This is a genomic window from Limnohabitans sp., from assembly GCF_034680285.1.
In the GTDB taxonomy this organism is placed as follows: domain Bacteria; phylum Pseudomonadota; class Gammaproteobacteria; order Burkholderiales; family Burkholderiaceae_C; genus Limnohabitans_A.
Genome location: NZ_JAXITC010000018.1, coordinates 67692 through 87957 on the forward strand (window position 1 = coordinate 67692; position 20266 = coordinate 87957).

The 20266-nt window shown below is 55.4% G+C and carries 16 protein-coding genes; 7 read left to right on the forward strand and 9 right to left on the reverse strand.

The window, feature by feature from the left end:
- Genes SWE17_RS14160 through SWE17_RS14170 form a run of 3 tightly spaced genes read right to left on the reverse strand, consistent with a single transcriptional unit; the run spans position 1 to position 3890 of the window.
- On the reverse strand, positions 1-2391 hold the full coding sequence (locus SWE17_RS14160) for a GNAT family N-acetyltransferase (RefSeq protein WP_322993722.1): 2391 nt from the start codon (positions 2389-2391) through the stop codon (positions 1-3).
- On the reverse strand, positions 2381-3193 hold the full coding sequence (locus SWE17_RS14165; RefSeq protein ID WP_322993723.1) for an ABC transporter permease: 813 nt from the start codon (positions 3191-3193) through the stop codon (positions 2381-2383). The genes SWE17_RS14160 and SWE17_RS14165 overlap by 11 nt, the downstream gene beginning before the upstream one ends.
- Positions 3183-3890 carry a Crp/Fnr family transcriptional regulator gene (locus SWE17_RS14170; protein WP_322993724.1) on the reverse strand — a complete coding sequence of 236 codons (708 nt, stop codon included), beginning with the start codon at positions 3888-3890 and terminating at the stop codon, positions 3183-3185. Before SWE17_RS14170 ends, SWE17_RS14165 begins: the two co-directional genes overlap by 11 nt.
- Before the next feature lie 221 nt (positions 3891-4111).
- On the opposite strand from SWE17_RS14170, the gene SWE17_RS14175 reads away from it, so the two are divergent.
- The 6 genes from SWE17_RS14175 to SWE17_RS14200 all read left to right on the forward strand — a co-directional run bounded on the left by SWE17_RS14175 (position 4112) and on the right by SWE17_RS14200 (position 15056).
- Positions 4112-5383 carry a FecR family protein gene (locus SWE17_RS14175; protein ID WP_322993725.1) on the forward strand — a complete coding sequence of 424 codons (1272 nt, stop codon included), beginning with the start codon at positions 4112-4114 and terminating at the stop codon, positions 5381-5383.
- A gap of 2 nt (positions 5384-5385) precedes the next feature.
- A complete protein-coding gene (locus SWE17_RS14180; protein WP_322993726.1) occupies positions 5386-7377 on the forward strand; it encodes an adenylate/guanylate cyclase domain-containing protein in 1992 nt (663 codons plus the stop codon).
- A 106-nt stretch (positions 7378-7483) separates the two neighbouring features.
- Positions 7484-8875, forward strand: coding sequence for a hypothetical protein (locus SWE17_RS14185; RefSeq protein WP_322993727.1), 1392 nt, complete (start codon positions 7484-7486; stop codon positions 8873-8875).
- 292 nt (positions 8876-9167) lie between these two features.
- Positions 9168-12476 (forward strand): calcium-binding protein, encoded by a 3309-nt coding sequence (locus SWE17_RS14190; RefSeq protein WP_322993728.1) that lies wholly within the window; start codon positions 9168-9170, stop codon positions 12474-12476.
- Positions 12477-12613: 137 nt separating this feature from the next.
- Positions 12614-14140, forward strand: a complete 1527-nt coding sequence (locus tag SWE17_RS14195) for a methyltransferase regulatory domain-containing protein (protein WP_322993729.1) — start codon at positions 12614-12616, stop codon at positions 14138-14140.
- 40 nt (positions 14141-14180) lie between these two features.
- A complete protein-coding gene (locus tag SWE17_RS14200; protein WP_322993730.1) occupies positions 14181-15056 on the forward strand; it encodes a phytanoyl-CoA dioxygenase family protein in 876 nt (291 codons plus the stop codon).
- Positions 15057-15228: 172 nt separating this feature from the next.
- On the opposite strand, the gene SWE17_RS14205 is transcribed toward SWE17_RS14200, so the two are convergent.
- From SWE17_RS14205 to SWE17_RS14230, 6 genes are all read right to left on the reverse strand, one after another.
- Positions 15229-15540 carry a hypothetical protein gene (locus SWE17_RS14205; protein ID WP_322993731.1) on the reverse strand — a complete coding sequence of 104 codons (312 nt, stop codon included), beginning with the start codon at positions 15538-15540 and terminating at the stop codon, positions 15229-15231.
- Positions 15541-15548: 8 nt separating this feature from the next.
- The gene (locus SWE17_RS14210; protein ID WP_322993732.1) at positions 15549-15827 is read right to left on the reverse strand and encodes a type II toxin-antitoxin system RelE/ParE family toxin; all 279 of its coding nucleotides are present in this window, start codon (positions 15825-15827) and stop codon (positions 15549-15551) included.
- Positions 15827-16036, reverse strand: a complete 210-nt coding sequence (locus tag SWE17_RS14215) for a TA system antitoxin ParD family protein (RefSeq protein WP_322993733.1) — start codon at positions 16034-16036, stop codon at positions 15827-15829. The genes SWE17_RS14210 and SWE17_RS14215 overlap by 1 nt, the downstream gene beginning before the upstream one ends.
- A 194-nt stretch (positions 16037-16230) precedes the next feature.
- A complete protein-coding gene (locus SWE17_RS14220) occupies positions 16231-16527 on the reverse strand; it encodes an addiction module antidote protein (protein ID WP_322993734.1) in 297 nt (98 codons plus the stop codon).
- Positions 16524-16826, reverse strand: coding sequence for a type II toxin-antitoxin system RelE/ParE family toxin (locus tag SWE17_RS14225; RefSeq protein ID WP_322993735.1), 303 nt, complete (start codon positions 16824-16826; stop codon positions 16524-16526). The genes SWE17_RS14220 and SWE17_RS14225 overlap by 4 nt, the downstream gene beginning before the upstream one ends.
- Before the next feature lie 99 nt (positions 16827-16925).
- On the reverse strand, positions 16926-17249 hold the full coding sequence (locus tag SWE17_RS14230; protein WP_322993736.1) for a hypothetical protein: 324 nt from the start codon (positions 17247-17249) through the stop codon (positions 16926-16928).
- A 259-nt stretch (positions 17250-17508) separates the two neighbouring features.
- On the opposite strand from SWE17_RS14230, the gene SWE17_RS14235 reads away from it, so the two are divergent.
- Positions 17509-20266, forward strand: a 2758-nt coding sequence (locus tag SWE17_RS14235) for a hypothetical protein (RefSeq protein WP_322993737.1), incomplete at its 3' end; no start/stop codon positions are given.

The window sequence follows — 20266 nt, forward strand, 5'->3', positions numbered from 1 at the left end:
TCATCGAAAATCGGTATCGCCACCCATTAACCACCAGCTACCCTGCAAGTCCTCTGGGGGGGGGGCATGAGACCAAACATTGGCTGGAATCCAGACATCAATGGGCGTCGATGTGGCCTTATGCGTGTTCAACAGCTGACAATGGCTCTGGGTTGCCCAAGCCATCAATTTGCAATGTCCACGCAAATAAGCATGTCGCAAAGCCGCGCGAACAAGAATCGTGAAGTGATGTGGTGCGCCAACCAAGTCAACCAATTCAAACCCATCTTGCCCGCGGTCACGCATGACAACCACACCTAGCGGCTTGTTTGAGAAGCGCGTCCGCACCAACAGTACCGAATAATCAACGGTCGGATGCCGGACAAATCGTTGCATCACAAACTGGTAATCACGCACGCCCAATATGCTGGACTTCATGGCCTGGGCCATCTCAGACCAGCAGCCATTGACAGCGGCTTCATCAGCCGACGTCAACTGCCGAGCGCATACACGCCAGTCAGGCCAGAACCGCGAGACGGTCCAATTGATCTCGACCATCTGATCAACTTCTGTGTAAATGCCCTGACGTTTGGCAAGTTGCAAACCCTGACGGTTCGGAAAACCAAAGCCCAGCAAAAACGGTCGATCAAAGCCCATCAGTTGCTCCAGCAACGTGGTGCAAGACAGGAAAAAAACCCCCTTTTTGGTCAAGACACCACGCTCACTGGGGTGCACCATCACATCGCCAATTTGGAGAGCCACAGCTGGTTGGCCTTTGAGTATCACTGCCCTTGGCATGCAGCCGTAAAAACCAACGAGTTTTCCGTCAGCGAATGCACCTATCCCCGCCAGGGGATGGTTGCTGTACTTATGTTGCACCAGATCGTTAGGCAATGAATGTCCAAAACACGCCTCGAACAAACCATGCCAGTCAGGTGTCATAACATCTGAACGCACCCAAGCCAGAGTCCAACGCGGCTCCCTTGTCTTCAGCCACGAGCCATCGGGTTGCTCAGATAAACCGAAGTGCGGAGCCAAAGTGTTTAAGCCATACGCCTGCGGTATGGGGCAAACGATGGACTTTCCCACCGATAAACTGGGTGCGTATTCGGACAACCAGTCCAGTAAGGCCTCGGGCGTCGCAGTAATTTGTGTTTGAGCTGGCAGAATGGGCAGTGCAGCCTGCGAAGTCCAGATGCGAGGCAAATGGCACACGCCCTGCTCAACGCCTGTCTGTGAAACTTCAAGGTACATCACGCGATCAGCAACATCGTAAATGTGCAAACCGCGCTCGCAAAACAAGTGGACACTGACGTAATAACGCCCCTTGAGCAAGGGCAGGCGAGCGAAAACAAGCTGGAAAGAGCCTGCGCCTGCTTCGTCGCGTTGCAATTCAAAACCGTCATTCCATGCGCCAGCGCTGCTCAGTATTCGGCCGTCTGGTGTGTGTAAAGTCACCGCCACCGATGGGCAGGGCAAATTCGGGTCACTTGAAAAGCTTGCATTGACCTTTAAATCATCAACCATTGACAGCAAATGCAAGGGGCCTTGGCCGGGCCCTTTTTCTCCCACCCGCACATGCGTTAGCCTTGCGTAACCTACAGGAGATGATGGCTGGGCAGACGAAGTCGGAAAGTCAGCAACCACCGACTCATTCCGATCTAGAAACTCTTGGTAAGCCAAAACCACCTGAGCCGGCTGCCCTTGTGCGACGATTTTGCCGGCATGCAGCCAAATAGCCCGTGTGCAAATCGATTCGATTTGAAACAATGAATGCGAGCAAAACAAAATGGTGGTGCCGCGTTCCCTCAGTGCCATGATCCGGTCGAACGACTTGCGTGCAAACTCTCCATCGCCCACCGATAGCGCTTCGTCAATGATCAAGATGTCAGGCTCTGAACATGTCGCAATAGAAAAGGCCAGACGCACATACATGCCACTCGAATACGTCTTGAGTGGTTGATCAATGAAATCCCGGATGCCCGAAAAATCGATGATCTCCTCAATTCGGGCCAGAGTTTGTGCCTTACTCAAACCAGCAGTCGCCATGGCCAAATGGATGTTTTCCCGACCGGAAAACTCGCTGTTGAAACCTGCGCCCAACTCCAGAATGGCCCGCACATTCCCGCTAACGTGTATTTGTCCTTCGCTAGGACTCAAGGTTTGGCTGACGATTTGCAAGAGTGTCGACTTGCCTGCGCCATTCTTGCCCACAAGGCCAACCACCTCGCCCTTTTTGATGTTCAGGGTGCAGGGATGTAGCGCTGTGAATTCACTCTCAGTCGAGCCATGTGCCGTTTTCCCCCACAACGCTTGCCATAAGCGTGATGCCGGTTTAACTTTCCGCGGATAGCGCTTGGCTGCGCCGTTCAACTCGATCACGAACGGTTTGCTTTGCAATTCAGAGGACATCGGCAAACCCACTTTTAATGCGCTCTAACAGCGATAGCCCCAACACACAAGTCAGTAAGCCAAGTCCTGTGCTTATGGCCAAAAGCCAAACCTGTGGGAAGGTGTTGTTAAGCACGCAGTCACGCATCGCTTCAATCGGCCCAGTCAATGGGTTCCATTGCACAACTGGACGCAACCATGCTGGAAGTGCTTGTGTCGGGTAAAAGATGGGCGACAAAAACATCAAGCCTGACATGGCAAGCGAGACCAACTGAGACAAATCGCGAAGGTACACGCCGAGGCCACTGAGCAACCAGCTCATACCCAGTAGCCAAGGGGCAAATGACAGCAATATGATCGGCACCAAGACCCATAAAACCCCTGGTGAATGACCCCCCAAAATGCATGCCAACAGCCACAGCAAGGTGGAAATCAGTGTCTGAAAACTTGCGGCCAATAATGCAGCCCAAGCCAGTACAGGCAGCGGAAAGACCACCTTGGTCACCAGGTTGGGTTGATCCAAAATGAGCCTGGGTGCCCGTGCAAGCAACTCCACAGCCCAGTTGAATATGATCAAGCCCGCATAAAGGTTAAGAGCGAAATCAAAGTTGCTTCCTTCTGCGGCAGAAGGCCAGCGAGCATTAAAAACATGCTTGAAAACGAGGGTGTAAATCAACAGCATCGCCAATGGTGTGATCACTGACCAGCCCATCCCAAGCCACGAACCTCGGTAACGGGCCACGACCTCACGTCTTGCAAATTGCCAAATCAAGTCACGGAACTGCCAAGGCCACAAATAGGTCGCCCAATGATTACTCTGCATTTTGGGTCAACTCCACGATCCGCTGTACATCGACATTCAAACTCTCGGCTTGCCGATCAAGCGCTCCTCGGGCTTGAAGCACCTGAAACACCCGGGTCACCGTTTCGCGGCTCAAGTTCACCATCATGGCCAACTCTTGGTGGGTGGGGGCGCCAGGCAATTCACGTTGCAAGTTGCCGCTGACTGCGCTGCTGTTGCCGCCAGGCGCATGGCGTAGCAACAGCAAGAGTTGGGCGCACACCCGTTGAAGCGGGTTGTTGATGCTCAAAATTTGGCGCTGCTCACTTTGCTCACGCACCCGCTGGGCCAAACCCAGTGTCACCACCTCGGTCATCCGGGGTTGCTCCAAGATCAAATGCCGAATGAGGCGGTTGGGCACCTGAACCACCTGCGACTTTTTGTTGGTGATCATGATCTCTGGGTAGGCCAAGCCGTCCAGCATGGCGATTTCGCCAAAATACTGACCTTCTTCCACAAAATACAAACCCACCTCTTTGCCGTCCAGGGTGAAGTCAGTGGCTTGCAGCCTGCCTTCGAGCAAGAAAAACAAAGACTCCACAGGGGTCTGCTTATCCAGCACCACCTCACGCCGCGCAAAAGTGCGCAAACTGGCGGATTCGGCCAAGGGCTGCAGCGCTTCTGGCGGCAAATGCCGGAGAAGCGCGAACTGCTGTAACAAAGAGGTGTGGATCGCCATGAAGCGGCTATTATGAAATACAGAACAGGCTGAAGTGACCCGCCGGTCATGAATATCCGCTCTTCACGCCAAAACCTTTTGACCGGGTTTTTGTGGCCTTTCATGTGATTGCACGCACATGCACCGGACCCGCCAAATCCTTAAAATCGCCAATCCGGCATGATTAAACAGCCGTTTCAACCCAGCCTTACAACGCCCACACCCACTTACCCTTTCTGGCCATGACGCCTCAAGCCCTTCGTTCACTGTTCCTCCAACTGGCCTTGGCCTCGTTGTTGTGGGCCGGGTTTGGCCAGGTTCAGGTGCAGGCCACTCAATCGGTTGCGGTGGGCGAGGTCACATTGGCCATTGGCTTGTCCGACATCGGTCGTGAAACCGAAACCGCCGCACCTGTCCTCAAAGGCAAGCCCATTCGAGAGGGCGACGTCATCAAGACCTCCGCCAGTGGGCATGTGCACGTTCGTTTTAAGGACGGTGCCTTGGTCAGCGTGCGTCCCAATTCGGTCTTCACCATCCACGAATTCAAATACAACCCCGCTGAGCCAGCTGCATCGGTGGTTCGCCTGTCCCTCAGCAAGGGCGAGGTCCGCTCCATCTCTGGCGCTGCCGCACAAGCCGCCAAAGAACGCTTCCGTCTTAACACCCCCTTGGTGGCCATTGGCGTCAAAGGTACTGACTTTGTCACCCAAACCGGCCAAGACGCCACTCGCGTCACTGTTAATCAAGGGGCCATTGTCATGGCACCGTTTGACCAAGGTTGCCGTGCCGACACACTGGGGGTTTGTGCCACCAGCCGTGCGCGTGAACTCACGGCCGCCATGACGGGAATGGCTCTCGAGTATCGAAACGGCACCGTTGACCCGGGATTTCAGCTCGCACCGGCCCAAAAAGAGAACAACAAACTCCAGCCACAGGACGGTCAGCTCAAAGACAACGCAGACAGGGCTTCTTCTGCAAGCAAAGAAAGTGTTCGCCCAGAGGAGCTGGTCAGTGTCTCTCGTTTGGTTTGGGGGCGATGGAACCAGGTGCCGGCACCAGGTGACAACCTGACTATTGGGTTTCGTGCGGCGCTTTCGGGAAACGAAGTCACTGTGGGCGATGGCTACTACTTTTTGTTTCGCAACCCGGGTTCTCCCAACCTGCTGCCCAGCTTAACCAATCAAGTTGACTTTAAACTCACATCATCTGCAGCCCAGTACCGTCCACCGTCCAACAACGTTGTTGCAGCCACTGTCAACTCGGGCATTTTCAGCATCGATTTTGCACAGAGTACCTATGTCACCCAATTGCAAGTCTCTGCGGAAGGCATTAGTCCTCAAAATTTACAGTTTGCCGGCAAGATCGACACCAGCACGGGCATCTTTCGGGATACCACACCCAAAGGGCTAAGTCTGGGTGGCGCCCTGACCCTCAATGGTCTTCAGGCTGGCTATTTCTTCCGCGCACCTGTAAATAACGGCAGCCTCACTGGCGCCACACTGTGGGGCCGATGAGCATGACATCACCCGCACCACGGTTTTCTCGCATGGCCCAGTTTTTACTGAGCCCGGTCGCTATGCGCGTTCTCGCGCTGGCGCTGGCCGCGGTTTGTGTTTGGCTCCTGCAATTGACTGCACCCAACTCGCTGAGTGCCTGGAATGATCGCCTTACCAGTCGAACATGGTCCCTCGCCGACAGCAGCCTCCAAGAGCAGCGTGTCGTGGTGATCGATATAGACGAGAAGAGTGTTCAGGCTCTAGGCCCATGGCCTTGGCCGCGTGACCGAGTGGCCCAACTTCTCACCGCCCTCGACACCCAAGGGGTTGGCCTCAAAGTCGTTGACATCCTGTTTGATGGCCCCCAGCCCCAAGATGCCGCGCTGCAGCAAGCCTTGCAGCAAGGCGCACCCAGCGTCATTGCGCAGTTGTTTTCTCTCCACATCGAACCTCAAGTTCGAACCGGCACGCTCACGGGTGCCCTGCCCACAATCCCTGGGGCGCAAGCCTGCGCCCAATCGGCCACGCCCGCTTACGGCTATTTGGCGCCATCAGCCAGTCTGCTTGGCGCAGGCAGTGCACCCGCTTTGGGCCACATCACACCGATAGTGGATGCCGATGGCGCTGTGCGCAAAATCCCTGGCCTCATTTGCTTTGAAGGCAAAGCCTACCCCGCACTGTCTGTGGCTGCCTTGGCTGCCGCTACCGGCAGCCAGCCCCAGTGGGTCAGCACCGCTGGTTTCTTAGGGGCCACCAAATCCATTCAAATGGGCGACATCCGCCTGCCCACCAACGACCTTGGCGAAGTCATGGTGTCCTACCAAGTGCCGCGCAACGGGTTTGTCTCGGTGTCTGCGGCCGACGTCTTGGCCGGCAAAGTGCCTGAGGGCCTGCTCAAAAACGTCTGGGCTTTGGTGGGTTCGACCGCCATGGGTGCAGGAGACGCTGTGGCCACCCCGCAAGGTGGCGCGGTCGGTGGCATAGAAGTTCATGCACAGCTGTTGTCTGCCGCGCTCGACAGCCGCACACCACAGGTCCCCGCATGGGCCGGCCTGTGGTCTTGGCTCAGTTCTCTCGTCAGTGTGCTTGTTTTGTTGGGCATGCTCCGCTGGCATCGTGCCGGAGCAGGGGTGACCGTGCCCCTGGCGGCCATCATCAACCTGGCTGCTTTGTTCGCAGTTCATGTCTATGCGTTGTTGACGGAGCATCAAGTTCTGGCCTGGGGCTTGCCCGCATTGTTTGTCGTCTTGTCATCTGCGCTGGTGCTTGTGGCCGAAATGCTGCGTGTGCGTCTCGAGCGTGAGCGCTTGTTCCATAACCTGATCAGCTACTTGCCTGAAGGGGCTGCCCGCAAAGTCGCTTTTGAGGGGCCTAGCGCCCAAGTGCAAGCGCAGCGTCAAGACGCCACGGTCATGTTTGTAGACCTGCGCAACTTTTCAGCCTATTGTGAAGGCCGCTCGCCCGAAGACTCGGCCACCGTGCTCCATTTGTTTTACACCACCCTGGACCGCGTTGTTTCTCAGCACGGTGGTGTGGTGGAGCAAATGGTGGGCGACAGCATCATGGCCGTCTGGAACGGCTCCACCCCTTGTGCCGACCACGCCGCCAAAGCTGTGGGCGCTGCCATCCAAATTTGGCAAGAAGGCGTAGCCCAACTGCCCCGAGTGGCTTCCCGCAAAACACCGCCGCTCGACTTGGGCATCGGCATCGAAACTGGCCAAGTCATGGTCGGCTCCTTTGGGCCTGCACATCGCCGAGTGCACTCGGTTCTGGGCGAAACCGTTACCATCGCCTCGCGCCTCGAAGGCCTCACAGCCGAATTGGCCTATCCCATCTTGCTTGGCCCCGAAGTCGTTCAGCAATCGGGCACCTCGCAAGCTAAGCCATTGGGCGACTTTCTGCTGGCCGGCCTGACCCGCCCACGTAAAGTGCACGCCTTGCCGGTCCCTTACGACGCCAACCATTTACACTTGGTCTACAGCGTCGAGCAAGACAAGGCGCTGGCCTACTGATGTTGTTCTTTCCATTTTCAGCCGCTGACCAAGCGGCTGTTTTTCCATGCCCGCCAGCCACTCTGCAGCCTGTTGCCTGTTGACCTTTTCAGCACTTGCCTGTGCAGTGTCAGCTCTTGCTGCTGAGGTGGTGCCGGAAGTCCGTGCGGTCAATTTGACACCTGAGGACACCTGCCCAGCAGCATTGTTTGGCGCCAGCCTGCCCAAGGGCAAAGACGCCATTCGTACACAACTTGTTCAACTCAGCCCATGGGCCCAAGCATGCGACATGCGGGCAGATTTCCATGCTTACCGAGGAGCGCTGCTTCTCAGTGCAGGCTGGCCGCAAGATGCTGCCATCTCACTTGAGAAGGCATTGTTGCTCAACCCCGAACTGCCAGGAGCGCAGCTCGACTTTGCCCAAGCGCTGGCTCAGCAGGGGCAAGGTACACCGGCGCGGGAGTTGGTGCGCCAAGTGGCTGAGCGTTCAGACATACAGCCAGACCTAAAACATTGGTTGCAAGACGGCTTGGTCCAAGGGGCTTCACTCCAGACTCTGGCGGCGACTGCAAATGCTATCCCTGACCGTGGCTGGAATTGGTCCAGCCTCATGCAGTCCAGCATGGGTCATGAATCCAACCTGGCCAGTGCCACGCACACCACATCGCTCACGCTTTACCTAGCCAGTGGCCCTGTTGAAGTACCGCTGGCAGACAGCGAGCGCCCCAAGGCTGGGGCAGCTGTCAAAATGCTGGTGGCCACCCAAGGCCTACGCAAGCTGGGTGATGGCGAGCTGCGCCTGAACTTGGCTTTGCAAGGTCGCCGCGCCGAAGGCGCCACCCTGGCCAACAACCAGTTGGCCGAAGGGTTTGCAGCCTATGCCCACCCACTGGGGCCGGGCGTTCTGCAGGGTGCTTGGGGTGCGCATTCATTCAGCCAGCCCGGTGTTTACAGCTACAAAGACCAGGTCTTCAGCCTCAAATACGAGCCCAGCTGGCGTTTTGGCGATTGCAAAAGTTCAATTGCACACAGTCTTACCGCGCAACGGTACCTCAGTGCCCCCAGCCTAGATGGCACTTACCAGCAGCTTCGGCTGGAAGCGGGCTGCGGACCTGCGGAAAAAACAGGCATCGATGCATCGACAGAGACCATTTGGGGCCTGACCACAGGACGCGACACCCCCTCCAACACCAACCGCCCAGGTGGCAACAAGCACCGGGTGGAGGCTTACGCCCGCCACGAGCGGAACATGGTGCTGCCATTGAGCAACCGGCAGGGCCGGCTGACCGCTTGGTATCGGTACAGCGTCAGTCAGGATGAGCGGGTTTTCAGTGGTCTGTTGGGGATTGATCCGACCCGAACCCATCGCCAAGATGGCGGCCTAGGCTATTGGTTGCCAATTCGTCAAGCTTGGAGTGCTGGGGTGGATGTGGAATCAACTTCACAAAAATCGACTAACACCTTGTTAAATATCAAGAATTTAACAACCTATGTGGGACTGCGCTGGGCGTTGAATTGAACGCGTCAGGGTTTATTTAAAACCAAATAATTCATAAAAGTGAGGCTGTTTTGCAACAAACCTCAAAATATGTCGATAGTGTGATTCGAATCACAAAAAAACAAGATAGTGCTAGTTAGAATCCAACGATGTCAAAGTGTTGGGGTTGCTGGGTGATAAGCCGAATTGCATCACTGGTACTTTGAGCATTTACCGGATTGGCTTGAGAGCCTTCGTGCGCGGTGTCTAAGCTGCTTGTACAGAAGAGGACTTTCAAGCGAGTGTGGGTGTTCCAACTCGTGCTCGGCTTTCTTTGCAAAGAAAACTGAATTTTTTCAATACTCAAAAGGAAATAGATATGTCATTTACATTGGTCAATGCACAAACAGTCGTTGCTCGCAACGCTGGTGCACTTTACGGTCTGGCAGTTGGTGCAGCCAACATGGCGCAGTACTCCAGTCAAATCGGTAGCAACACAAATGGCTTTTTGAACACGGTTTACACAAACAGCGTTGGTGAAACCGGTACCGATGTGGTTGCTGATACGTTGATTGCCAACCTCGGCATCACAGGTGAAGTTGCTGTTGAGGAGGCAAAAACATACATTGTTGGCAAGCTGAATGCTGTGGACTACACAGCACGCGGTGCAGTGATCAACACAATGTTGGCACGCTTTTCCAATCTGACCGATGACGCGATGTTTGGTACTTTTGCTGAGGCATGGAATGCCAAGGTAAGCAATGCAATTGCCTATGGTGCTTCAATTGGCACGGGGGATGCTAATTTCTCTGATGCCACAACCTCGACAATTGGTATGCCATTCACCCTCACTGTTGAATCGGATGCTATCAATGGCACTGCTGGTAACGACACCATCACCGCAACTGCGGCAGTTGTGTTTGATTCGACTGCTTCAGCAAAATTTGTTGATGTGATTCAAACCGTTGACGTTATTGACGGTGGCGCTGGCATCGATACGCTGAACATCCGTCCTGCATCCGCATTTGATACGACCTCTGCTGCTTTGGCGGGCCTTTCGCTCACCAATGTTGAAAAAGTCAATATTGACAGCGCTTTCGCTGTTAAGGCTGTTTCGCTGTTGTGGACTGGTCTGACTGACCTGGGTGTCAAGACAACGGCTTCCGCTGTTGATGTTACTGCCGCTACTACCACAAACATCACTTCCTCGACTGCAGCTGCAGCAGGCATGACAACAGCAGTCAACGGCGGCGCCAATGTGTCCGTCACAACTACCGGCGCTAACGCATCCACCGCAACGATTGCCGTTGGTGCAGTGCTTGCGCCTGTCGGTACGGTGAAGGTTGTTGAGAATTTGGCTGCTTTGGATGGTGGCGTCACCACTGGCAAGATCGATGTTACAGGTGGCACTTCTGTAAACGTCACTACTGTTGCTGTTCAAGGAACCAAGGTTGGTGTTTCTGCTACGCCCATCGACGCGACCAATGGTGCTGTCACCGTGACTGGTACTGCTTTGACGACAAATGCTGTGGTTAATCAGGGTATTGCTACCGGAGTGAAAGAAGTCTTTACACTGAAGATACCGGCTGCTGGTACAAAGAACGACGAATTGAAATTTGATACTTTAACTAGTTACAAATCCGCCGGCGGTCTGACTGCTATCACAGAAGCTGCAGCATTTGCGGCAGCCTACAATCTTTCGACAAGTCCTAACTGGGTTGCTTCTGCGTCAGATGATACGATTACGTTTACTGCCAAAAAGACCGGTGCAGTGACTGATGCCGCTAGCACAGACTTTACAGGTACTGCTACAACCCTCAAGATTACAGCCGCTGAAGTGGCAACGACAACGCAAGGCCTCGCGGGTGTTGTGGCTGGTGCAGTTACTATCAACGATGTAAACGCTGCCTCGACAGTGCTGCCTGGTTCGATCACATCTGTCAGTCTCACCAATTTCGGTGCAGCCAAAGCGACATCCAACGCCTTGGCATTTGTGACCTTGGCTGGCGCGGGCACAAGCTACACTGGCTCCAGCGGTGTCTTGACCAAAGCAACCGCAACCACACAAACCCTGACACTGGCTGGCGTGACAACGACAGGCGCTGTTGATGTGGGTACAGTGCCAACGACCTTGAACATTGCGGCTGTTTCTGCAGCAAACACCGTGGACACACTTACCGCAAGCAAGGCAACGGCTGTGAATATCAGTGGTAACCAAGCTCTGACAGTTTCGAAGGCTTTCACTTTTGATGCCAAGGCTGCGATCGTCAGTACTTCTACCGCTGCCGTGACCATCAAGGCTGATCTTGGTGCGACCCAGTCCTACGTTGGTGGCGCTGGTGCTGACACCATTCAATTGGCCACAACTTCGACAGTCGCCATCAGCACTGGTGCTGGTAATGACGTAGTGACTATCGCAGGCCTGGCTGGCAAAGGCGGTTCTGTGAATGCAGGCGCCGATACTGACACCCTGGTGGCTGCTTACGCAACATTGTCTACTGCAACTGCTACTGATACAGCAAACTACATCGGCTTCGAGGCCATCCAAGCCAATACTGCTGCAACTGGTACAGTGGATGCCACAATCTGGGGTGTCAACAGCGTCATCCTCGACAAGGGCTTGGCTGCTGGTGCCAAAGTGATTGCCAATACAGGCGCAACAGTGACATTGAACGGCACTGCCAGCGCGAACATCACCACTGTTGAAATGAAGGCAGACAGCAAGGCTGATTCCGCTACGGTTGTTCTGAATCTGGGATGGACAGATGACAACAATACAAAAGCAGCTCCTGTTGGAACAACAACAGCGATTACTGCAACCGGCATTGAAACGCTGACCGTGCAGAGTTCAGGCAAGTCTTCGGTGGCAGTTGCTGATCAAGTTTCTGGCTTTGTGCCGGACACCAACGTAAACACCTTGACTCTGGTTAACAACGATTTGAAGTCTTTGATCGTCACCGGCGGAGATTCGATTGTTTTTGCGTCTGCAGCAACTCAGACCGGCCTTGGATTGGTTGATGCTTCCGCAAACTTTGGTGCGTTTACCAAAATCGACGTCAGCTTGGCGGTTGATAACACCACGAGCCCCGTAGTGCCAACAGCGCCAATCACCATCAAGGGTTCCTCTTTGGGTAACACATTGATTGGTTCGGCTAACGCTGACGTGATCATTGGTGGCGGTGGCGTGGACACAATCACCGGCGGCAAAGCTGGTGATACCTTGTCCGGTGGTGCTGGCAATGACACGTTTGTGTATGCAGCTGGCCATTCTTCGATTGGTACAGGTACATTCGACACAATCACTGACTTCGTGGCGAACACAAAAGGCAACGGCGTATCACCGATCCTGGATTTGGCTGCTACTCCTACTGCTACTGACTTGACAGGTGACGTCTTGGGCTTCACACACACGGGAACTGCAGTTGCTGCAAATGGCTTTAAAGTGTTTGTGGCATCCAACGCTGCTGATGCGACGACTTTCCTTGCCAACACAGCGTCAGCATCCAACACGCAAGCCTCTGCTGCACTTGACTCGACAAGTAACAAACTCTACGTGGACGTGTCTGGTGACGGTGTTACCGACTTCTACATCCACTTGACAGGTGTGACGACAATTACTGCAGCCGCGTTCACCTTGGCTTAATCGATCTGAGGCGCAGTCTTTGGACTGCGCCTTGGTTTGATACCATCACACCTCATCCCTCACAAGGGGATGGGGTTTTTTCTTAGTGCATTCCTCAATGCATTCAGAAAAGACCTCGATACAAAAAAGGAAAAAAGATGAGCGACTGGACAGCTGGCTACGTGGCTGAGATCGATTACACCTATGGCTACTACCCTGAGTTGAATCCACTCAGAATCAAGCTCGCATTTTTGAATCAAGGTCTTGAGTTTCCCGAAGTGGGCACGGCCTGCGAGCTCGGATACGGCCAAGGCCTGGGCACCAATATGCTTGCTGCCTCATCCAAAGTGGCATGGTGGGGTACAGATTTCAATCCGAGCCATGCGGGCTTTGCACAAGAGTTGGGCGGCATTTCTGGCGCACAACTTTTCGATGAGTCATTTGCAGAGTTTTGTGGCCGAAGCGATTTGCCCGAATTCGACTTCATCGCACTGCACGGCATCTGGACATGGATTTCTAACGAAAACCGAGCCATCATCGTTGAATTCATTCGACGTAAACTCAAGGTGGGAGGCGTGGTTTACATGTCTTACAACACACTGCCAGGGTGGTCAACCGCCGCGCCATTACGGCATTTGATGAGCGAGTACAAAACCAAGATGACTGCACCAGGCCAAGGCATTGTGAGCAGCTTGGAGAATGCGCTGGAATTTACGCAAAAACTGTTTGATTCTGAACCGCTGTGGACCAAAGCCAACCCTTCGGTGATTGAACGCTTTAACAAAGCCATCAAGCCACAGAACAAACACTATCTGGCCCACGAATATCTGAACGGCCATTGGGACCCTCTTTACTTTGCATCGATGGTGAATTGGCTCGAGCCCACCAAGATGCAATTCGCCTGTTCTGCCAATTTGCTAGACGCCGTCGATGTGATCAATTTGACAGCACAACAACAAGCGCTGCTCGCTGAAATTCCTGACCCCATGTTCCGTCAAAGCATTCGCGACTACATGGTTAACCAACAATTCCGCAAGGATTATTGGGTCAAAGGCGCGAGAAAAATGACGCTGCTGCAGCAAGCCGAGGCATTTCGTTCATTGCGGGTGCTATTGGTCACTCGCCGCGAAGACGTCCCGTTAAAGATCAATGCTGCACTTGGGGAGGGATCGCTGCAAGAGACTGTGTACGAGCCAATCCTTGATCTCCTGTCTGACCTCAAGCCAAGAAGTTTGGGCGAAATGGAAGCTGCGCTCAATGGTAAGAATATCCAATTCAGCCAACTGATGCAGGCGATCATGATCCTTAGTGGCATGGGCCATGTTTACTCAGTGCAAGAAGAGTCTTTGCAAAACAGCAAAAACGCCAAAGCGCTGAATGCTGCTTTGATGGATCAAGCCCGCGGAAATACGCAGTTGAATTATCTGGTCAGCCCCGTAACAGGTGGCGGCCATGTGTTGAACCGCATTCAACAGCTGTTTTTGCTGGCCATCCGAAATGGCAAAAAGTCTCCCGACGAATGGGTTAAGTTCGTGTGGGAGATTCTTGCCATGCAAAGTCAAAAATTGGTCAAGGCGGGCAATACCTTGTCCACGCCAGAAGAGAACCTTGCAGAGCTTGCCGAGCAAGCGCGTACCTTTGCTGAAAAGCAATTGCCAGTCTTGAAGGCGCTGCAAATTGCTTGATCTGGCGTTGCGCTGAACCTGCAAATAGATAAGGAGAGTCATGAGTGTTTTGACCCAAGAGAACATCACACGCCCAGAGTTTTGGCAAGAACTTGCCCCAGCGTTTCATGTCGTCGATACAGCGTTCTTGCAGAGTCAAACCATTTGGGAGGCCGATGCACAGACACTGGATACTCTGCGTGAGTTGATGAGGGTGGAGGGCTATTTTCAGCTGCCGCCACAGCAGTGGGGTTTGCCCATTGAGGCCATGGCTGAACTGGTGAAGACTCTTGACAGCGAGAATTTGCCTCTGCCTTTTGCCTTCGTCTATGACGAGTATTGGTGTTTATTTGTGCGGATGCACCGGATTTTGGGCGGTTTGCTGGGGGATGGGTATTTGCGTCGTCCAGATTTCTGGACCTGGATGGTGAATCCTCAAAAGAACGAAAGTGGCTGGCGGCCACACCGCGACAACACGCATGAGACCTTGTTTCCTGACAAACTGCCCAAGACCTTGACGGTGTGGCTGCCATTGACAGATGCCACGCCGCTCAATGGCTGCATGTACATTGTTCCAGCAGACCGAGACCCAACCTACAACACGGTGGATGAAAAAGAGTGGCGGTACCACCCAGCGGATGTACGAGCATTGCCAGCACAGGCAGGCAGTCTTTTCATGTGGAACCAAGCTGTGCTGCACTGGGGTTCGCACTCTTCGCCGCGTGCTACAGATCCTAGAATCTCCTTGGCCGTGGAGTTCCAGTCGGGCAATGTGCCGCCATACAACCAGCCGCTGTCAAAGCCATTGGATATGCCATCATTGCCTGTCAGGCTGAAGTTGGTGGCCAAGCAAATTCTGCAATACAAGCACATGTATCCCCTGAGTGCAGAGACAGAGACTTTGGCGCATTCTTTGATGCAGTTGCCGACGACATAATCGACTTCAAAGATAGATTTGATTTCACCGCCAGTGCATGTGTTTAATCCTGGGGCGCTTGCACAGCCCGTGTTTGGGTAAGTCGCATTGATGGCAACAACATCTCTTTGATTGTTAGCTTGAACTTCTGAAACAACCAGCCAACGCCCCCGGCTGCGCGCCCTGACGGCTTCTAGCGCACATTCGCCTTCATCTGCGGGTGGTTGAGTGTGACCTTGCGCTTGGAGATCAGGTCAATCACGATGTATTCCTCGGCCACCGCGTTGCCGCCACAGGCCGGTGCGTCCACGATGACCACCGACGACGCCCCTTTGTAGCGGGCGCAATACATTTCGGCATAACAAGACGCAGGCAGCAGCACCTCGTCTGAATCGTTGATGGTGATGCTGACGCCGTTGTTGGCGGGAGCCCAACGCCCCCCCCTTGCAAACTGAACATTGCCAGCAGGGCAGCAGGGCAGCAGGGCAGCTGATGCGCTTGACACTCTCGCAGTCAGTGCTCAATGTTTTTCAGATCACGGTAGAAGTTTTCGTGTGCCCCAAACGTCAACAGCTTGATCGTGTTTTCATCCAAGCTCCTGTACGACAGCAAACACAGTTGATGGCTCATCCGAAATTTATAGACACGCACACCCGCCAAATCACCTACCTTGGCCTCTCCAATAGCTGGGTCCTGTACAATGGCCCGAACTGCCCCATCGAGATCCAGCTTCTGAGGTTTGTGTAGCTTCTTGAGTGCCCGTTCGAACGTGGGCGTAAGAAGGATTTTCATCAGCTGAACTGGTACTCACCGACGGGCTCTTCCTGATCGGCAATCAAGATTTCACGAATCATCGCGAATGGCAGATCTGGATTTTCTTCAGCAATGCGACCAATCTGGGACCAATATTCGATTTGCTTAGGTACAGAACGATGTGCCACATTGGCGTAGCGCCTAGCCTGATCAATCAGGGTGTCGGCGAGTTTGACTGCTGTAGACATAATGACTCCACTAGGTTTCTTTAGGTTGTATTTTACTCCCTTTCGGAAAAGTCCCCAGCCCGCGAAGGGGTCAGGGACGACCAAAGACCATCTCCTTGGATGGTTGGTTTGAACACCAAAATAGCCAGGCCAGTTCAACTGCTTGCCACCTTGATGTTTCCTAGCTTGATCCAAGTGTTCAATTCAGCATCGCATCATGCGTGTGCAACTTCGGTGTGAATCTGCACGCCGAGCGCGTTCATGACTTTCAGGATCGTAGAAAAGCTGGGATTGCCTTCGCCAGACAGTGCTTTGTAGAGACTTTCGCGCCCCAGTCCGGTTTGCTTTGCCAGCTGTGTCATTCCCTTAGCACGAGCGACTACACCCAATGCGTGAGCAATTAAAGCGGCATCATCGCCAGCAACTTCGAAGCAGGCATCTAAGTATGCCGCGATGTCCTCATCAGACTTGAGGTGCTCTGCAGAGTCCCACTTTGTGAGTTTTTCGATCATTTCGATTCCTTCAATTCACGGGCCATTTCCAAAGCAGCTTTGATGTCTCTGGCTTGAGTGCTCTTGTCACCACCTGCCAGCAGCACAACAATTTCCATGCCTCTTTGCGTCAAATACACACGGTAGCCTGGACCAAAGTGAATGCGCATCTCTGACACGCCTCCACCAACGGGTTCGCAATCGCCAAAATTTCCAAGCTCGACACGGTCAATGCGCGCTTGAATGCGAAAACGTCCCCTTGAGTCTTTGAGACCGATGAACCATTGGTCAAAAGTCTTGGTGGTGTAAATTGCGGGCATGACTGATTGTATCCCAAAAGGTACAAAACAATGCTTGGACAAAAGTGATGGAGCTGAGTGCACTGAACAGCAGCAAGACCATCATCACCTTGACGTTTCCTAGCGCACATTCGCCTTCATCTGCGGATGGTTGAGCGTGACCTTGCGCTTGGAGATCAGGTCAATCACGATGTATTCCTCGGACACCGCGTTGCCGCCGCAGGCCGGTGCGTCCACGATGACCACTGACGACGCCCCCTTGTAGCGGGCGCAATACATTTCGGCATAACAAGACGCAGGCAGCAGCACCTCGTCTGAGTCGTTGATGGTGATGCTGACGCCGTTGTTGGCAGGTGCCCAACGCACCCCCCTTGCAAATTGAACATTGCCCGCAGGGCAGCTGATGCGCTTGACCATCAGGTCGCTGTCCGAAAAGCTGTTCAAGGTCGCTCTGTTTTGCGTAAAGGCTGCGTGCGCCAAAGCCATGCTGAAAACGACTCCCAAGAAAAGTCTGGTCGTGAAGTCTCGGTTGAGTTGAGTTGAGGTGGTTTGTCGCAGGGCTTCGCAGCGGTAGATGGCATAGAAGGCCAGCCCGTGCACGGGAAACCTGATTTCAAATTGCAAACTGAATTCACTGGAGCTATTTTAATTTTATGCATTTGAGTAATAAAATTAAAAAATTCATAAATTTTGATAATTAACCATGAACAAGCTTCGCCCCACCTCAAAACTTCGCAAAGACACCGCATGGTGGGTTGCTTTCATGGCCAGCACCTTGGCATGGTCTCAAGTCAATGCCCAAGCGATTGCCGACGGCCAGACCTTGACTGTGGGCAGCGCTGTCGTGGGTGCGGCTGGTTCAGCTGGTGCAACGGGCGCATCGGGTGCAGCGGGCACAGCAGGTGCCGCTGGCGTTGCCGGTGTTGCCGGTGCTCACGGTGTTGATGGCACTTTGATGAGCCCGTCGGGTGGCAACGGACAAGCGGGTGGCAATGGCATGTCGGGTGGCAACGGCACTGCAGGGGGCAACGCAGGGTCTGGCGGTGTTGGCTTGTCGGGCAGCGCGGCCGCCACTTATTCGGGCACCAGCGCTTCAACCGCTGTGTTGATTGTCAATTCTTCGCTCACGGGCGGCGCAGGTGGCGCGGGCGGCGCAGGTGGCGCGGGTGGTTCAGGCGGTGCTGGCGGTGCCGGCGGTGCTGGGGGCAACGGGGGCAACGGGGGCAATGGAGCCGCGGGCATGAATGGAGCATCTTCGGTGGGTGACCCAGCGGTGGGAATGGATGGCACTGATGGCGGCAATGGCGGCACCGCAGGCGATGGCGGCCATGGTGGCAGTGGCGGGAGCGGCAGCAATGGCGGCTACGGTGGTAACGGCGGGGCCGGTGGTCATGGGGCCGCTGCTGTGTTGCAAACAAATGGCGCATTGCGCATCAGCAACCACAGCAGCATTGTGGGTGGATCAGGGGGGGGGCTGGGCGCAGCAGGTCGCGCTGGCGCGGCAGGCGCGGCAGGTGCGTTGGGTGTCGCTGGTGCAGCGGGTCTGGGCGGCAATGGTGGCGCCGGTGGGAACGGTGGCAGTGCAGACAGCACAACGGGTGCCGCGACTGCTGGCAACGGTGGCAATGGCGGGGCAGGCGCCAGTGGCGGCAATGGCGGTTCCGGTGGCAATGGTGGCGCTGCCACTAGCACCAGCGGTGGCGCTGCTACGGGGGGCAATGGCGGTAGTGGTGGCAGTGGCGGTTTTGGTGGTGACGGTGGTTCAGGCGGCGCAGCGACTTCCGCGACAGGCACAGAATCGGCGGGCAATGGTGGCGATGGCGGCTCTGGTGGTACTGGAGCGGGGATTGGGGGGAATGGTGGTGCGGGAGGTGACGTTTCGACCGCGCCGGGCTCAAACGGTAACGGGGGCAATGGAGGCGCTGGTGGTACCGGCGGGACCGGCGGGACCGCAGGTACTGGCGGTACGGGAGGTACCGCTGGTTTGGACGGCACGGTGGGTGGGATCACCATCACGTATGCCACGGCCGGCAACGCGGGGGCTGGGGGCACATCGGGCATCGGTGGTATCGCAGGTGTTTCGGTGGGCACGCGTGGCAATGGCGCGGCGGCCATCCAGAGCGATGCAGGCAGTGTTTACCTCGAAGTGGTCAACGAAACGCTGGGTGTGATCCGCGGTGGTGATGGTCTGATCGGTGGTGCAGGCATCCAGTCGGCCGCGGCCACAATGGTGGTGAACAACCAATCGGGTGCCAGCATTCAAGGTGGATCGGGCAGCGCCGAGGGTCGATCAGGCATCGAGGTGACGGCCGGCCATGCCACCATCACCAATTCGGGCACCATCGCGCCGGGCGCTGCCTCGGACACGATCGGTCGAGGCGTGGCAGCCATCCAAATCACGGCAGGCAGCACTCGCCTGGAAGTGACCAACGAGGACAGCGGTGCCATCCGTGGCGGCAATGGCCTGACGGGCGGGGCGGCTGTTCAGTCGGCATCTGCCGAAACTGTGGTGACCAACCAAGGCAGCGCCAACCTTCAAGGGGGGGCGGGCAGTGCCGGTTCGGGGGCTGCAGCCATCGCTTCGACTTCTGCCACGTTGGTGCTGACCAACAAGGCCGGTGCGACCATTGTGGGTGGTGCTGGCAGCGCCCAAGGCGGCGCAGGTGTCGAGACAACGGGCACATCGACCATCACCAACCTGGGCGTCATCAGTGCGGGCGCCAGTGGCTCCGGTTCAGGTGCTGCGGCCGTCCACAGCATTGTGGGCAGCACCCGCCTGGATGTTCTCAACGACGGCAGTGGCGTCATCCGAGGCGGCGCAGGCACAGTGGGTGGTGCAGCCATCGCTTCGACTTCTGCCACGTTGGTGCTGAACAACAAGGCCGGTGCGACCATCGTCGGTGGTGCTGGCACCACGCAGGGCGGCTCGGGCATCGTGACCACGGGCACCACCACCATCACCAACCTGGGCACCATCTTGCCTGGCGCGGGTGGCAATGCCTTCGGCATCGTGGTCGCTGGCGGCACAGTGACCCAACTGACCAACGCCCAAGGCGGCACAGCGGCCCTGAGCTACAGCGGCAAACTGCCCACGGCCTACAACATCGTCATTCAATCGGCCACCAACTACGGCCAATTGCAAGCTGCCAACTCCGGCGCATCGCAGACCACTTTTGGCATTGACAGCAGCAGTGCGTTCAACCGCTCAACGCGCCTTTATCAGGCCGTCATCTCTGGCGTGAGCAGCAGCCAATTTGGCAATACCACCGACAGCCGTGGCTGGTGGGGTGTCGTGAACCCGGTCGGCCTGGGCCGTGGCCTGTGGAAGCTGCAATCAGAAAGCGATTCGCCCACCGTGTGGGACTTGATCATGCAGTTCGGCCCCGACGCTGCCAACACTCGTGCAGCCCTTGCGGCCAATGCCAGCGCCTTGCGCTCACTCATGGATCGGCGCTTCAGCG

Bases quoted from the DNA above. Each gene is read 5' to 3' on its own strand.
- SWE17_RS14160 (WP_322993722.1), bottom strand. From the start codon at position 2,391: ATGTCCTCTGAATTGCAAAGCAAACCGTTCGTGATCGAGTTGAACGGC.
- SWE17_RS14165 (WP_322993723.1), bottom strand. From the start codon at position 3,193: ATGCAGAGTAATCATTGGGCGACCTATTTGTGGCCTTGGCAGTTCCGT.
- SWE17_RS14170 (WP_322993724.1), bottom strand. From the start codon at position 3,890: ATGGCGATCCACACCTCTTTGTTACAGCAGTTCGCGCTTCTCCGGCAT.
- SWE17_RS14175 (WP_322993725.1), top strand. From the start codon at position 4,112: ATGACGCCTCAAGCCCTTCGTTCACTGTTCCTCCAACTGGCCTTGGCC.
- SWE17_RS14180 (WP_322993726.1), top strand. From the start codon at position 5,386: ATGACATCACCCGCACCACGGTTTTCTCGCATGGCCCAGTTTTTACTG.
- SWE17_RS14195 (WP_322993729.1), top strand. From the start codon at position 12,614: ATGAGCGACTGGACAGCTGGCTACGTGGCTGAGATCGATTACACCTAT.
- SWE17_RS14200 (WP_322993730.1), top strand. From the start codon at position 14,181: ATGAGTGTTTTGACCCAAGAGAACATCACACGCCCAGAGTTTTGGCAA.
- SWE17_RS14210 (WP_322993732.1), bottom strand. From the start codon at position 15,827: ATGAAAATCCTTCTTACGCCCACGTTCGAACGGGCACTCAAGAAGCTA.
- SWE17_RS14215 (WP_322993733.1), bottom strand. From the start codon at position 16,036: ATGTCTACAGCAGTCAAACTCGCCGACACCCTGATTGATCAGGCTAGG.
- SWE17_RS14220 (WP_322993734.1), bottom strand. From the start codon at position 16,527: ATGATCGAAAAACTCACAAAGTGGGACTCTGCAGAGCACCTCAAGTCT.
- SWE17_RS14225 (WP_322993735.1), bottom strand. From the start codon at position 16,826: ATGCCCGCAATTTACACCACCAAGACTTTTGACCAATGGTTCATCGGT.